The organism is Lutibacter profundi, assembly GCF_001543325.1.
GTDB lineage: Bacteria > Bacteroidota > Bacteroidia > Flavobacteriales > Flavobacteriaceae > Lutibacter > Lutibacter profundi.
The window spans coordinates 1120447-1135579 of record NZ_CP013355.1; the positions used below are offsets into that span (position 1 = coordinate 1120447).

17 protein-coding genes are annotated in these 15133 nt (G+C 32.5%); 3 read left to right on the forward strand and 14 right to left on the reverse strand.

What is annotated here, in order from left to right; genetic code table 11:
- Nucleotides 1-2: 2 nt before the first annotated feature.
- From rpsQ to rpsL, 14 genes are all read right to left on the reverse strand, one after another.
- Nucleotides 3-260 carry a 30S ribosomal protein S17 gene (gene rpsQ, locus Lupro_RS05055; RefSeq protein WP_068206859.1) on the reverse strand — a complete coding sequence of 86 codons (258 nt, stop codon included), beginning with the start codon at nucleotides 258-260 and terminating at the stop codon, nucleotides 3-5.
- 20 nt (nucleotides 261-280) lie between these two features.
- Nucleotides 281-472, reverse strand: a complete 192-nt coding sequence (gene rpmC / locus Lupro_RS05060) for a 50S ribosomal protein L29 (RefSeq protein ID WP_068206862.1) — start codon at nucleotides 470-472, stop codon at nucleotides 281-283.
- Between the two features lie 14 nt (nucleotides 473-486).
- On the reverse strand, nucleotides 487-915 hold the full coding sequence (gene rplP, locus Lupro_RS05065; protein ID WP_068206863.1) for a 50S ribosomal protein L16: 429 nt from the start codon (nucleotides 913-915) through the stop codon (nucleotides 487-489).
- A 23-nt stretch (nucleotides 916-938) separates the two neighbouring features.
- Nucleotides 939-1661, reverse strand: coding sequence for a 30S ribosomal protein S3 (rpsC, locus tag Lupro_RS05070; RefSeq protein ID WP_068206865.1), 723 nt, complete (start codon nucleotides 1659-1661; stop codon nucleotides 939-941).
- 13 nt (nucleotides 1662-1674) lie between these two features.
- Nucleotides 1675-2079, reverse strand: coding sequence for a 50S ribosomal protein L22 (gene rplV, locus Lupro_RS05075; RefSeq protein ID WP_068206867.1), 405 nt, complete (start codon nucleotides 2077-2079; stop codon nucleotides 1675-1677).
- Nucleotides 2080-2088: 9 nt separating this feature from the next.
- The gene (gene rpsS / locus Lupro_RS05080; protein ID WP_068206869.1) at nucleotides 2089-2367 is read right to left on the reverse strand and encodes a 30S ribosomal protein S19; all 279 of its coding nucleotides are present in this window, start codon (nucleotides 2365-2367) and stop codon (nucleotides 2089-2091) included.
- Between the two features lie 9 nt (nucleotides 2368-2376).
- Complete coding sequence (gene rplB, locus Lupro_RS05085; RefSeq protein ID WP_068206871.1) at nucleotides 2377-3201, reverse strand: 50S ribosomal protein L2; 825 nt, start codon at nucleotides 3199-3201, stop codon at nucleotides 2377-2379.
- 12 nt (nucleotides 3202-3213) lie between these two features.
- Entirely contained in the window at nucleotides 3214-3504 is a 291-nt protein-coding gene (rplW, locus tag Lupro_RS05090; RefSeq protein WP_068206873.1) for a 50S ribosomal protein L23, read from the reverse strand.
- 10 nt (nucleotides 3505-3514) lie between these two features.
- On the reverse strand, nucleotides 3515-4144 hold the full coding sequence (gene rplD / locus Lupro_RS05095; RefSeq protein ID WP_068206876.1) for a 50S ribosomal protein L4: 630 nt from the start codon (nucleotides 4142-4144) through the stop codon (nucleotides 3515-3517).
- Complete coding sequence (gene rplC / locus Lupro_RS05100) at nucleotides 4144-4761, reverse strand: 50S ribosomal protein L3 (RefSeq protein ID WP_068206878.1); 618 nt, start codon at nucleotides 4759-4761, stop codon at nucleotides 4144-4146. Before rplC ends, rplD begins: the two co-directional genes overlap by 1 nt.
- A 146-nt stretch (nucleotides 4762-4907) precedes the next feature.
- Nucleotides 4908-5213 carry a 30S ribosomal protein S10 gene (gene rpsJ / locus Lupro_RS05105; protein ID WP_068206879.1) on the reverse strand — a complete coding sequence of 102 codons (306 nt, stop codon included), beginning with the start codon at nucleotides 5211-5213 and terminating at the stop codon, nucleotides 4908-4910.
- Nucleotides 5214-5230: 17 nt separating this feature from the next.
- Nucleotides 5231-7321, reverse strand: coding sequence for an elongation factor G (gene fusA / locus Lupro_RS05110; RefSeq protein WP_068206881.1), 2091 nt, complete (start codon nucleotides 7319-7321; stop codon nucleotides 5231-5233).
- A 7-nt stretch (nucleotides 7322-7328) separates the two neighbouring features.
- A complete protein-coding gene (gene rpsG, locus Lupro_RS05115; RefSeq protein ID WP_068206883.1) occupies nucleotides 7329-7805 on the reverse strand; it encodes a 30S ribosomal protein S7 in 477 nt (158 codons plus the stop codon).
- 24 nt (nucleotides 7806-7829) lie between these two features.
- Complete coding sequence (gene rpsL / locus Lupro_RS05120) at nucleotides 7830-8204, reverse strand: 30S ribosomal protein S12 (protein ID WP_068206887.1); 375 nt, start codon at nucleotides 8202-8204, stop codon at nucleotides 7830-7832.
- Between the two features lie 163 nt (nucleotides 8205-8367).
- On the opposite strand from rpsL, the gene Lupro_RS05125 reads away from it, so the two are divergent.
- The 3 genes from Lupro_RS05125 to Lupro_RS05135 all read left to right on the forward strand — a co-directional run bounded on the left by Lupro_RS05125 (nucleotide 8368) and on the right by Lupro_RS05135 (nucleotide 15123).
- A complete protein-coding gene (locus Lupro_RS05125) occupies nucleotides 8368-10056 on the forward strand; it encodes a BamA/TamA family outer membrane protein (RefSeq protein WP_144439110.1) in 1689 nt (562 codons plus the stop codon).
- A 451-nt stretch (nucleotides 10057-10507) separates the two neighbouring features.
- The gene (locus Lupro_RS05130; RefSeq protein WP_068206890.1) at nucleotides 10508-13717 is read left to right on the forward strand and encodes a SusC/RagA family TonB-linked outer membrane protein; all 3210 of its coding nucleotides are present in this window, start codon (nucleotides 10508-10510) and stop codon (nucleotides 13715-13717) included.
- A gap of 11 nt (nucleotides 13718-13728) precedes the next feature.
- The gene (locus tag Lupro_RS05135; RefSeq protein ID WP_068206892.1) at nucleotides 13729-15123 is read left to right on the forward strand and encodes a SusD/RagB family nutrient-binding outer membrane lipoprotein; all 1395 of its coding nucleotides are present in this window, start codon (nucleotides 13729-13731) and stop codon (nucleotides 15121-15123) included.
- The last annotated feature ends 10 nt before the right edge of the window (nucleotides 15124-15133 follow it).

A 15133-nucleotide genomic window follows, 5' to 3' on the forward strand; every position in this document is an offset into this window, starting at 1 on the left:
AATTATTTAGCTCTTTCTAGGATTTCTACTAATCTCCAACGTTTAGATTTACTCATTGGACGAGTTTCCATTATTCTAACAGTATCTCCAATATTGCAATCATTTGTTTCATCGTGCGCCACATATTTTTTTGTGCTTAACACGAATTTTCCGTACATAGGGTGTTTTACCTTCTTAACTTCAGAAACAACAATAGATTTCTCCATTTTGTTACTAGAAACTACACCTATTCTCTCTTTTCTAAGATTTCTTTTTTCCATCTTTATACTTCTGAATACAATTATTGTAATTCTCTTTTAGTTAATTCTGTAGCTACTCGTGCAACAGTTCTTCTAAGTGTTCTCAACTGCATTGGCGTTTCCAATGGTGAAATTGAATGAGCCATTTTTAGATCTGTATAACTTTTCTTTAAACTTCCAAGTTTTTCTTGTAACTCTTCAGTTGATAATTCTATAATTTCAGATTGTTTCATTATTAAATCAATTATTAAACGTTATCAAAATCTCTAGCTACTACAAGTTTCGTTTTAACAGGTAATTTTTGTGCTGCTAAACGTAAGGCTTCCTTTGCTATATGAGCGGGAACTCCTCCTACTTCAAATATTATTCTTCCTGGTTTAACTACGGCTACAAAATATTCTGGAGCTCCTTTACCTTTACCCATACGTACTTCTAAAGGCTTTTTGGTAATTGGTTTATCTGGAAATATTTTAATCCATAATTGACCTTCCCTTTTCATATGACGAGTTGCAGCAATACGAGCTGCTTCTATTTGTCGAGATGTAAGTAAGTTTTGATCTAAAGATTTGATACCAAACATTCCGTTTGAAAGTCGGTGTCCTCTTTGAGAATTTCCAGTCATATTCCCTTTCCCCTTCTGTACTTTACGATATTTAACTCTCTTTGGCTGTAACATTTTAACTTCTAAATATTAAAAATTTATTTTCTTCTACGATTTTGAGGTCTTTTTGAATTTCCTCTATCGCCGCCTTTTCCTTGTTTTTTAGAAAGGCCAACAAGTGGTGATAATTCTCTTTTACCATAAACTTCACCTTTCATAATCCATACTTTAACACCCAATCGGCCGTAGGTAGTATGAGCTTCTACAAGCGCATAATCAATGTCAGCTCTAAAAGTTGATAAAGGAATCCGTCCATCTTTATAATGTTCTGATCGTGCCATTTCTGCACCATTTAAACGACCTGAAATTTGTACCTTAATACCTTCTGCATTCATACGCATTGTAGCTGCAATTGCCATTTTTATAGCTCTTCTATATGAGATTCTATTCTCAATTTGTCGAGCAATACTAGCTGCTACTAAACGTGCATCTAGTTCTGGACGTTTAATTTCAAAAATATTAATTTGAACTTCTTTACCTGTAATTTTTTTAAGCTCTTCTTTTAACTTGTCTACCTCTTGCCCGCCTTTCCCAATAATAATACCGGGTCTAGCAGTAGTGATAGTAACGGTTACAAGTTTAAGTGTACGCTCAATAATTACATTTGAAACACTTGCTTTAGATAATCGGGCATGTATATACCTTCTTATTTTATCGTCTTCAGCAATTTTATCACCGTAGTTTCTTCCTCCATACCAGTTAGAATCCCATCCTCTGATAATTCCTAAACGATTTCCTATTGGATTTGTTTTTTGTCCCATTTTCTACTTATGATTAATTGCTAACATTTTTACTTCCTAAGATTAAAGTTACATGATTAGAACGTTTTCTAATACGATGTGCACGCCCTTGAGGTGCTGGTCTTAATCTTTTTAACATTCCTGCGCTATCTACATAGATTGATTTAACAAACAAACCTGCATCTTCAATATTTGCATCTTCATTTTTAGCTTGCCAATTTGCTATGGCACTCAATAATAATTTTTCTAAATTTATTGATGCTTCTTTTGAGTTAAATTTTAAAATTTGAAGTGCTTTTTCAACTTCAACTCCTCTAACCAAATCAGCAACTAAACGCATTTTTCTTGGTGATGTAGGACAACCTGTAAGCTTAGCAAAGGCTATTTGCTTCTTCTCCTCTTTTATCTGCTGTGCTCTTATTTTTTTACGAACTCCCATGATTACCTACTATTTTTTACCTTTATTTTTTGCACCTGCATGTCCTCTATAAGAACGTGTTGGTGAAAATTCTCCTAATTTATGCCCTACCATATTTTCAGTTACATATACTGGTACAAATTGACGACCATTGTGTACTGCTATAGTTTGACCTACAAAATCTGGTGTAATCATAGTGGCTCTAGACCAAGTTTTGATTACTGATTTCTTTCCTGACTCTAAATTTGTTAGAACTTTCTTTTCAAGTTTATGAAAAACATAAGGTCCTTTTTTTAATGAACGTGCCATATATATCAATTATTTTTTTCTACGTTCTATAATATATTTATTACTCGCCTTGGTCTTAGATCTTGTTTTGAATCCTTTAGCAGGTATTCCGTTTCTAGATCTTGGATGACCTCCTGAAGATTTACCTTCTCCACCTCCCATTGGGTGATCAACAGGGTTCATCACTACAGGTCTCGTTCTTGGTCTTCTTCCTAACCAACGAGTTCTACCAGCTTTACCTGAAACTAACAATTGATGATCTGAATTAGACACTACTCCTATTGTTGCACTACAAGTAACAAGAATTAATCTTGTCTCTCCTGAAGGTAATTTAATAGTTGCATATTTCCCATCTCTTGCCATTAACTGAGCAAAAGAACCTGCACTACGCGCTAAAACTGCTCCTTGTCCAGGGTGTAATTCTATACAAGAAATTGTTGTTCCTAATGGAATTTCACTCAACAACATCGTATTTCCAACATCAGGAGTAGCTCCTTCACCAGAAATAACTTTTTGTCCAACTTTTAATCCATTTTGTGCTATAATATATCTCTTATCTCCATCAGCATAATACAATAATGCTATAAACGCTGTACGATTTGGATCATACTCTATAGATTTTACTGTTGCTGGAACACCACTTTTATCTCTTTTAAAATCGATAATACGGTATTTTTGTTTGTGACCACCTCCCATATAGCGCATGGTCATTTTCCCACTATTATTTCGACCTCCAGATCTTTTTTTCGGAGCTAATAAACTTTTCTCCGGCTTATCAGTAGTAATGGTGTCGAACCCATTTACTACTCTAAAACGCTGACCTGGTGTTACTGGTTTTAATTTTCTAACTGACATTTTTACCTTATCTTATATATTGCTATAAAAATCAATATTATCTCCTTCTGCTAACTGAACTATCGCTTTTTTATAAGCACCTTTCATCGCATGTACCATTCCACTTTTAGTGAATTTAGTATTCCGTTGAACTGGATAGTTCATAGTTCTTACACTTTCAATCTCAACACCATATGCTTTTTCAACAGCGTTTTTAATTTCAAGTTTATTCGCTTTTTTATTCACAACAAAAGCATAACGATTGAATAACTCACTATCGTTTGTTGCTTTTTCCGTTATAATAGGTTTAATTAAAATATTCATACTCTGTTACCTATTTGCTTAAATTAGATTCAATACCTTCTAAAGAACTTTCTAAAAGGATTATTTTATTTGCATTTAATAATTCATAAGTGCTTAAACCTGTGTTTGTTACAGTTTTAGAACCTTTTAAATTACGCGATGACAAATATACATTTTTATTTGGTTCAGCAAACACAAATAAAGATTTTTTGTTTTCAATTTCAAAAGCTTTCAAAACTGCCGTAAAATATTTTGTTTTAGGAGCTTCAAAATTAAAATCTTCAACAACTACAATATTCTTATCATTTGCTTGAATACTTAGGGCCGACTTACGTGCCAATCTTTTTAAATTTTTATTCAATTTAAAAGAATAGTCTTTTGGTCTAGGCCCAAAAATTCTACCTCCACCTCTAAAAACAGGAGATTTTATACTACCTGCACGAGCTGTACCAGTACCTTTTTGCTTCTTAATCTTTCTGGTACTTCCAGAAATTTCTGCTCTCTCTTTAGCCTTGTGAGTTCCTTGTCTTTTATTAGCTAAATATTGCTTTACATCTAAATATACCGCATGTTTATTTGGCTCTATTCCATATACAGCATCAGAAAGTTCAACTTTTCTGCCTGTATCTTTTCCTTGTATGTCTAAAACTGCTACTTTCATTATTTCTGAACGATTACATAAGTGTTTTTATGACCCGGAATTGCTCCCTTAACCACAAGTAAATTCTTCTCAGGAACTACTTTTAAAACTCTTAAATTTTGAACTGTAACTTTATTTCCACCCATTCTTCCTGCCATACGCATTCCTTTAAATACTCGAGCAGGGTATGATGCAGCACCTATTGATCCTGGAGCTCTTAAACGGTTGTGTTGACCGTGAGTTGCTTGACCGACACCAGCAAAGCCGTGACGTTTTACAACACCTTGAAAACCTTTTCCTTTTGAAGTTGCTGATACATCAACAAATTCTCCTTCAGTAAAAAGATTAACTGTTATTTGATCTCCTAAATTGTACTCCTCATCAAAACCTTGAAATTCGATAACTTTTCTTTTGGCAGTAGTTCCAGCTTTTTTAAAGTGGCCATCTAAGGCTTTGTTGGAACTTTTTGCCTTTTTGTCATCGAAACCAAGTTGAAGGGCTGTATATCCATCAACTTCTTCGGTTCTGACTTGGGTAACTACGCATGGACCTGCTTCGATTACTGTACAAGGAATATTTTTCCCGTTTTCATCAAATAAGCTGGTCATTCCGATTTTTCTTCCTATTAACCCAGACATGTTTATTGTTTATTAATTAATTATTCTATTTTATTTCAAAAAAACAGGGTTAAAATACTTCAACCCTGAATGTATTTTTCCGTTTTTCCTTCGTCAATCGCTCCGGACATGTTATCAGAAGTTTTCTTCTGACATTGTTAAAGTTGTTAAACTTTAATTTCCACCTCAACTCCGCTTGGCAGTTCTAACTTCATTAAAGCATCAATAGTTTTTGATGATGAACTATAAATGTCTAATAATCTTTTATAAGAACACAATTGGAATTGTTCTCTAGATTTTTTGTTTACGTGTGGTGAACGCAACACCGTAAAAATCTTTTTATGAGTAGGTAATGGAATTGGCCCGTTTACTGATGCTCCTGTATTTTTTACAGTTTTTACGATTTTTTCAGCAGATTTATCTACTAAATTGTAATCGTACGATTTTAATTTTATTCTAATTTTTTGACTCATCGTTTATAATTTAGAGATTAACCCTTTGCTTTTTCAATTACTTCTTCAGAAATATTAGATGGAGTTTGAGCATAATGTGAAAACTCCATTGATGATGTTGCCCTACCTGATGATAATGTTCTTAGCGTTGTAACATACCCAAACATTTCTGATAGTGGTACAGTTGCTTTCACAACTTTAGCTCCAGATCTATCATCCATAGAGTTCACTTGTCCTCTACGACGATTTAAATCTCCAACAATATCACCCATATTTTCTTCAGGAGTTACAACTTCCAATTTCATAATTGGTTCAAGTATAACAGGTTTTGCCGCTTTTGCTGCTGCTTTATACCCCATCTTAGCTGCTAATTCAAAAGATAATTGATCTGAATCTACTGCGTGAAATGAACCATCAAATAATTCTATTTTTAAGCTATCCATTTCATAACCTGCTAATGGACCATTCTTCATTGCTGCTTTAAATCCTTTTTCAACAGAAGGAATAAATTCCTTAGGAACGTTACCTCCTTTTATAGAATTAACAAATACCAATCCTGGCTTATCATCGTCTGCAGGTCCAATTTTAAATTGAATATCAGCAAATTTACCTCTACCACCAGATTGTTTTTTATAAACTTCACGATGTTTTGTTTCAGTGGTAATAGCTTCTTTATATTCAACTTGAGGTTGCCCCTCATTAACTTCTACCTTAAATTCACGTTTTAAACGATCTACTAAAATTTCAAGGTGTAATTCACCCATACCTGAAATAATGGTTTGACCTGAAGCTTCATCAGTTTTCACTTGAAAAGTAGGATCTTCTTCAGCTAATTTTGCTAAAGCCATTCCTAATTTATCAACATCTGCTTTAGTCTTAGGTTCTACTGCTATACCAATTACTGGTTCAGGAAATGTCATAGATTCTAACACAATTGGGTGTTTTAAATCTGACATTGTATCTCCTGTTTTAATATCTTTAAAACCTACTGCTGCGCCTATATCACCTGCTTCAATTTTTGAAATTGGCTCTTGCTTATTAGAGTGCATCTGATATATTCGTGAGATACGTTCCTTTTTACCTGACCGCACATTTAACACATATGAACCTGCATCCAACACACCAGAATATACTCTAAAAAATGCCAATCTTCCAACAAATGGATCTGTTGCAATTTTAAAAGCTAATGCAGAGAAAGGTTCATTTACATTTGGCTTTCTAAAAGCAGGCTCTCCAGTATCTGGATCAGTCCCCTCAATAGCCTCTATATCTAAAGGTGATGGCAAGTATCTCATTACGGCGTCTAACATTGTTTGAACACCTTTATTCTTAAATGCAGAACCACACATCATAGGGATAATAGACATATCAATAGTTGCAGCACGTAATGCAGCAATTATTTCATCTTCGGTAATTGAATCTTCATCTTCAAAGAATTTCTCTAATAATTCTTCATCATATTCAGCTACAGCTTCAACTAGTTCACCACGACGTTTGTTAACCTCTTCAACTAACTCTGAAGGAATTTCAATTTCTTCATAGGTCATCCCCATATCTTCCTCATTCCAAATAATTGCTTTCTTTGAAATTAAATCTACAACACCCTTAAACTCATCTTCATCTCCAATAGGGACTTGTAAAGGAACAGGATTCCCACCTAACATTTCTTTAACTTGTTTACAAACGTTAAAGAAATCTGAACCTTGACGATCCATTTTATTCACAAACCCAAGTCTTGGAACTTTATACTTATCAGCTTGCCTCCAAACAGTTTCAGATTGTGGTTCAACACCATCAACAGCGCTAAACAAAGCAACCATCCCGTCTAAAACACGTAAAGAACGCTCTACCTCAACAGTAAAATCAACGTGACCTGGAGTATCAATAATATTTACTACATATTTTTCACCTCTATACGGCCACTCACAATGTGTAGCTGCAGAAGTAATTGTAATACCTCTTTCTTGTTCTTGCTCCATCCAATCCATAGTTGCAGCACCATCATGCACTTCTCCTATTTTATGTGAAACACCTGTATAATAAAGGATGCGCTCTGTACATGTTGTTTTACCAGCATCAATATGAGCCGCAATCCCTATATTTCTCGTATAATTTAAATCTCTTGCCATTATCTAATTAAAATCTAAGGTGAGAGAATGCTTTATTAGCATCAGCCATTTTATGAACATCAACCCTTTTCTTAACTGCAGCACCTTCTTCTTTTGCGGCAGCTAAAACTTCAGCTGCTAATCGTTGAGCCATTGATTTTTCATTACGTTTTCTTGAAAATTGAATCAACCATTTAATTGCAATAGACACTTTACGATCTGGTCTAATTTGCGATGGAATTTGAAAAGTTGCCCCACCAACTCTACGGCTACGAACCTCAACTTGTGGCATTACATTACTTAATGCATCTTTCCAAATTTCTAATGATGTTTTTTCCTCGTCTTGTTTTTTTTGCTCTACAATGTCCAATGCATCATAAAACACTTTAAAAGCTACAGACTTTTTACCATCCCACATTAAGTTATTTACAAAACGTGTTACCAATTGATCGTTAAATTTTGGATCTGGTAAAAGCACTCTTTTTTTCGCTGCTCTTTTTCTCATTTCTTTACATTAAAGTTCTTAAAATTACTTTTTAGGTGCTTTTGTACCATATTTAGAGCGACGCTGTGTTCTTCCATCAACACCTGCAGTATCTAATGCTCCACGAACAATATGATACCTAACTCCTGGTAAATCTTTAACCCTTCCACCTCTAACTAATACTATCGAGTGTTCTTGTAAATTATGTCCTTCTCCTGGAATATACGCATTCACTTCATTACCATTTGTTAACCTTACCCTTGCTACTTTACGCATTGCTGAGTTAGGTTTTTTTGGTGTAGTTGTGTATACACGTGTACATACTCCTCGTCTTTGAGGACAAGAATTTAAAGCAGCCGATTTACTCTTCTTAGTTATTTTGGTTCTTCCTTTTCGTACTAATTGCGAAATTGTTGGCATACTAAAATTTTGTTATTTATTACTTTTAAATTTATTAGCTCTTTTCAAAGAGTTTGCAAATGTACAAATATTTTTTTCTTAATCAAATATGATTTTATTTTATTTTTTTAAATGATTTTACACCGTTTATATCATGTATATTCACACCCTAAATTTTAATGATTTGAAAGCTATTTTTAAACTCTTAAACTTTACACTAATTTTTATCACTTCTTTCACTTCTGTTTATACTCAAAATTTTGAGCTAATAATTCAACCGAAAGACAGTACAAACACTTCTGTATTCAAATCTATGCCGTACGTCAAAACTCATAACACTTATAAAAATATGTTAGAGGAGATTAACAATATATCGGAAAAGTTAGCTGCTAAAGGTTATATAAACAATAGTTATAACTTAAATAGAAAAAAATCTACTTTTATATGTACATACACATTAAATAGTAAAATTAATACTATTAAAATTTATTACTCAAATAAATTTATTGATGAAACTATTTTAAAAAATTTAACTACCAACTACACTAATTTCTATTTTGAAATACCTATAAATACTGTTGAAAATTCTTTGAATTTTATCGTTGATTATTTTGAAAATAAAGGAGCTTCTTTCACTACAGCTTCATTAAGTAATTTTTCTCAACATGAAGATAAACTTATAGCAAGTCTTCAATTAAACATTTCACAAGAACGAAAAATTAATGCGACAGTAATAAAAGGGTATGAAAATTTTCCAAAAAAATACTTAAATCACTATTTAGATTTAAAACAAAATTATCCTTTTAGCTTAAATACTTTAAATAAAATAAGTGAGTTATTAAATACCATACCCTTTGTAACACAACTAAAAAACCCTGAAGTTCTTTTTACGAAAGATTCAACTACGCTATTTATTTATTTAAAAAAGAAAGCAACCAGTAAATTTGACGGCGTTATTGGTTTCTCTAATAAAAAAAATAGCAACAAAATAAATTTTAATGGTTACCTAGATTTTTATTTTGGAAATATCTTTAACAAAGGTGAATACATTGCTTTAAAATGGAGAAATAACGGAGATGACACACAAGCTCTAGATCTCAAATTTGAGTTACCTTATATATTCAACACTCCATTTACTATTGGTAGTAATTTTTCTATTTTCAAACAAGATTCTACATTTGTAAATACAAATTTAGATCTTAATATTAACTTTAGTATTAACAGGAATAATTTTGTAAATGCTGTACTGAGTAATCAAAGTTCAAATTTAACGTTACCTTTCAATACGTCAGATGAAATCAAAGCGTTTAAAAAAAAATTTGTTGGACTATCATACACCTACAAATTATCTAATCAATTACAACAATTTACCGCTAACAAACTTTTAATAAACTTGGGGTATTCTTTCGGAAAAAAAACAATTAAAAACGCTAAGGAAAATCAAAGAGTATTTCAACTTCACATTGAATATATTTTTAACATTGATAATAAAAATTCAGTTCTTGTAAGAAACAATAGTGAAATATTAAATGCAACAAATTTATTAGAAAACGAATTATATAGAATTGGAGGAACAAATTCTATAAGAGGCTTTGATGAGCAAAGTATTTTCACCTCTAAATACAATATTTCAAATATTGAATATCATTACAAACTTAACCAAGAATCATATATATATACTATTTCTGATATCGCTTTTGCAAAAGATGATATTCTAAATTCAAACTTAAAATTATATAGCTTTGGCTTAGGCTATTATTTTACTACCAATAACAGCATTTTAAATTTAAGTTATGCAGTTGGCAAAAGCAATTCAACACCCTTTAATTTTAATAATTCCAGAGTACATATTAAAATTACATACCCTTTTTAACTTTTGTCTAATCTTAAAAATGTGTATTTAACTAAAAAATAAACTAGTATTCTCTGATTTGTTTTTTTTAAACAATCAAATAGTACATCTCTACAATTTATTTTCTACAATTCAAAAGCCTCTATTTACAATTTTTAAATATATAATTTTACGCATTTATCTCTTCTTTTTATACTGATATTCCATGTCCCTTTTTTAATAAACTCACTACCTCATTAAAAGATAAAATATGTTTCCTAAGGTAACTCATGCTTTTTCTTTAGTTTCTTTTAGTAAATTGATTGATTTTCAATTAATAAACCACAAAAGTAAAACATCAGAATATTAAAGTATTACTTTATTTATATGGTAGTAATACTATCTTTTCTAGCTTGATACTTTAACATCAAAAGTTTGGAATATTAAGGTATTATTAAGAATTTTACGCCAATTAATTCAAATCACATTTATAATGAAAACAAAGTTAAATGGCTTTTTAACGCTATTATTAGCGTTATTGGTGCAAATTGCTTTTGCACAAGAGAAAACAGTTAGCGGTGTAGTTTCCGACGCGAGCGGACCACTACCAGGTGTAACTGTTTTAGTAAAAGGTACCACAATTGGTACACAAACTGATTTTGATGGAAATTATTCAATCCAAACAACCGTAGGAGCTACGCTACAATTTAGTTTTGTAGGTATGACTACCGTTGAAAAAGTGGTTGGCTCATCAAACTCTATCAACGTTACTATGGTTGAAAACGCTGAAATGCTTGACGAAGTTGTAGTAACTGCTTTAGGCATCAAACGTGACGAAAAATCATTGGGTTATTCAACTCAAAAAGTTGGTGGTGACGATATTAACACTGCTAAAAAAAACAACTTCGTAGATGGTTTATCTGGTAAAGTTGCAGGTATCCAAATTAAAAGATCTACAAATATGGGTGGTTCTACCAACGTAATTATACGTGGTATCACTTCATTAACAGGAAATAACCAAGCTTTATTTGTAATTGATGGTGTTCCTATTGATAACTCTAACACCAATGGAGGTGGGCAACAAACTGCAAGAGGTGGTTATGATTTTGGTAATGCTGCTTCTGATATCAATCCAGATGATATTGAATCTGTAAACGTATTAAAAGGTGCAGCAGCATCAGCTTTATACGGTTCTAGAGCTGCAAATGGTGTAATTATGATTACTACTAAAAAAGGAGCTAAAAAAGGAGAAAAGTTCAATATTACAATCAATAGTAATATTACTACTGGTACTATTGATAAATCTACTTTTCCTGAATATCAAGATCAATACGGTGCTGGTTACGGTCCTTTTTATGGCTCAACTGGTTACTTTGAAGATTATGATGTAAATGGTGACGGGGTTCTAGATTTAGTTACTCCATTAACAGAAGATGCTTCTTTTGGTGCTGCATTTGACCCTAATTTAATGGTATATCAATGGAATTCTTTAGATCCTGAATTACCTACTTATAAATTTGCATCTCCTTGGGTAGCGGCTAAAAACGGCCCAAGCACTTTCTTTAATACTGCTGTAACTGCTGTTAATACGCTAAGTATTAATGGTAATACTGAAAATGGAACTTACCGCTTCTCATATACTAATTTTGATCAAACTGGTATTATGCCAAATAGTACTATTGGTAAAGATAACTTTAGCTTTTCTGGATCATTTGATTTAAACGACAAATTAACTGTTACAGGTTCTGCAAACTACATTAAAACAAGAGCTATAGGTAGAAACCTAACAGGATATAGTGATAATATTAATACAAGTTTTAGACAATGGTGGCAAGTAAATGTTGATGTACAAGAACAACGTGATGCTTACTTCCAAACAAGAAGAAACGTTACTTGGAATTATAACAGTCCAACTAACTTAACTCCTATTTACTGGGATAACTTCTACTGGCAACGATATGAAAACTATGAAAATGATAATAGAAATCGTTTTATAGGTAACCTGTCTTTAAACTACAAATTAAATGATTGGATTAGCGTTTACGGTAGACTATCTGTTGATACTTACAATGAAATGCAAGAAACAAGAATTGCAATTGGAAGTTTAAATGTTCCTGAATACACAAGGTTTAACAGAGACTTTACAGAATACAACTATGACTTAATGTTAAATATTGATAAAGATTTAACAGATGACTTAAATTTAAAAGGTATTTTAGGTGCTAATATTAGACGTAATATCATAAATTCAATTTATGCTGCAACCAATGGTGGTTTGGTAGTTCCTAAATTATACTCTTTATCTAATTCTGTAAATTCAATTTCTGCACCAAGTGAATATGCAGGACGAATTGGTGTTGACGGTTATTATGGAAGTTTATCTCTTGGCTATAAAAATTTCTTATACCTAGATATAACCGGAAGAAATGATACTTCTTCAACATTACCTGCTGATAACAATAGTTATTTCTATTCTTCTGTTTCTTCAAGTTTTGTATTCTCTAAATTTATTGAGGCTGATTGGTTATCTTTTGGTAAATTTAGAATTAACTATGCAGAAGTTGGTAACGATGCCCCTTTTAATAGTTTAACAGATGCTTATGTTAAACCAGATCCATTTGGAACTGCAACATTATTCTCTGTATCTAGCACTAAAAGAAATGCCAATTTAAAACCTGAACAAACTACAAGTATTGAAGCTGGTTTACAAATGAAATTCTTAAGAAACAGATTAGGGTTCGATTTCTCTTACTATAAAACAAACACAAAAAATCAAATTGTACCAGTTGCAACAACAGGTGCTTCAGGATATACAAATAAATATGTAAATGCTGGAGAAATTGAAAATAAAGGTATTGAGTTTAGTTTAAATGCTACTCCCGTTAAAAATGATAATTTCTCATGGGGTATGAATATTAACTTCTCAAGAAACCGCAATAAAGTATTATCTTTATTTGAAGGTGTAGATAACTTACAACTAGGTAGTTTCCAAGGTGGTGTTACTTTAAATGCAACCGTTGGTGAACCTTATGGTATTCTTAAAGGTAGAGATTTTGTTTACTTAAATGGACAAAGAGTTATTGATGCTACTACTGGTAGATATGAAAGATCTGCAACATCAGACCAAAACATAGGTGATGTTAATCCTGACTACAATGCAGGTATTAGCAATATGCTTAAATATAAAAACTTAACTTTTAGCTTCTTAATTGACATTCAAAAAGGTGGAAGCTTATTCTCACTTGACCACTGGTACGGTGAAGGAACTGGTATTTACGCAAGCTCTGTAGGTACAAATGATTTAGGTAATCCTATCCGTGCCGATTTAGCAGATGGTGGTGGAATTATTTTAGATGGTGTAAATCCTGACGGATCTGTTAACACAACTAGAACTTATATGGGATGGTATGCAAATGCCTTTGGTTGGGCAAGAGCTCCACAAGCATTGCATGTTTATGATGCCTCTTATGTAAAGTTAAGAGAAATTGCTTTAACTTATGATTTACCTAGCGATATTCTAGCAAACTCTTTCTTTAAATCTGTGCAGTTCTCTATAACTGGATCAAACTTATGGATTATAAGTAAAAATTTACCTTATGCTGATCCAGAAACTGGTTTAAGTTCTGGTAATTTACAAGGATACCAAAGTGGTGTGATGCCAACTACTAAAGATGTAGGATTTAACGTTAAATTACAATTTTAATTAATAAAAAAATGAAAAAACTAATTTTTATATTAACACTAGTTGTCACATTTTCTTGTTCTTCAGACTTGACTGACATGAATATTGACACTAAAAATGCTACTACAGTGCCAGGGGAAACATTATTCTCTAACGCACAAAAGAACCTAGTAGATTATATGGTTAGCACAAACGTAAATGTAAATATTTATAAAATGTTTGCTCAGTATTGGACAGAAACAACTTATACTGATGAAGCTAACTATGATGTTCAAAACAGAGCTATTCCTAGAAATACTTGGAATAGATTATACAGAGATGTATTAAAAGATTTAGATGAATCATCTAAAATAATTACTGAAGAAGGAGACGGCGGGTTACCTACCGTAAAAGCTAATAAATTAGCCATTATTGAAATTATGAAAGTGTATACTTTTAAAGTATTGGTTGATACTTTTGGCAATATCCCTTATTCTGAAGCTTTAGATGCAGACAACGTAAATCCTGTTTATGATGATGCAGCTGGTATTTATTCAGATTTATTAGCAAGGTTAAATGCTGCAATTAGCGGTTTAAGTGCTAGTGCAGGTAGTTTTGATGGTGCCGATTTAATATACAATGGAAATGTTTCTAACTGGATTAAATTTGGAAACGCCATTAAATTAGAATTTGGTATTATGATGAATGATGCTTCTACTACAGCTTCAGGAGCTGCTGGTACATTCACATCAATTGCAGACAATGCTAATTTCCAATATTTAGATGCTACTCCTAACACAAACCCTATTTGGGTTGATTTGGTTCAAAGTGGCCGTTCAGATTTTGTTATTGCAAATACACTAGTTGATAAGATGATTGCCTTAAACGACCCTAGAATAACAGCTTATATGGCAGAAAATTTAGGTGCTGGAGTTTTTGTAGGTGGTCCTTATGCTGATAACAATAGCTTTTCAGCGTATACACATGTTAGTGATAAAGTACAGGCTCCTGATTTCCCAGGAACAATTTTTAGTTATTCACAAACCGAGTTATTAAAAGCAGAAGCTGTAAAAAAAGGATTATTGAGCGGTAGTGCCCAAACTTTTTACAATAACGGCGTAACTGCTTCTATTGAAACTTGGACAGGTGATTCTAGCTTAGCCGCTAGTTACTTAGCTAATGATGCTCCTTATGATGATGCCAACTGGCAAAATTCTATAGGAACACAAGCTTGGTTGGCTTTATACAATAGAGGTTTTGAAGCTTGGACAACTTGGAGAAGATTAAATTACCCAACCTTAAACACAGCGGTAATTTCAGGTCTTCCTGTACCAACAAGATTAACATACCCTGTGTCTGAACAAACACTAAATGGTGCAAATTATACCGCTGCTGCTGCTGCAATTGGAGGAGATAATTTAAGTACACCGTTATTTTGGGACAACTAGAGATTTAATC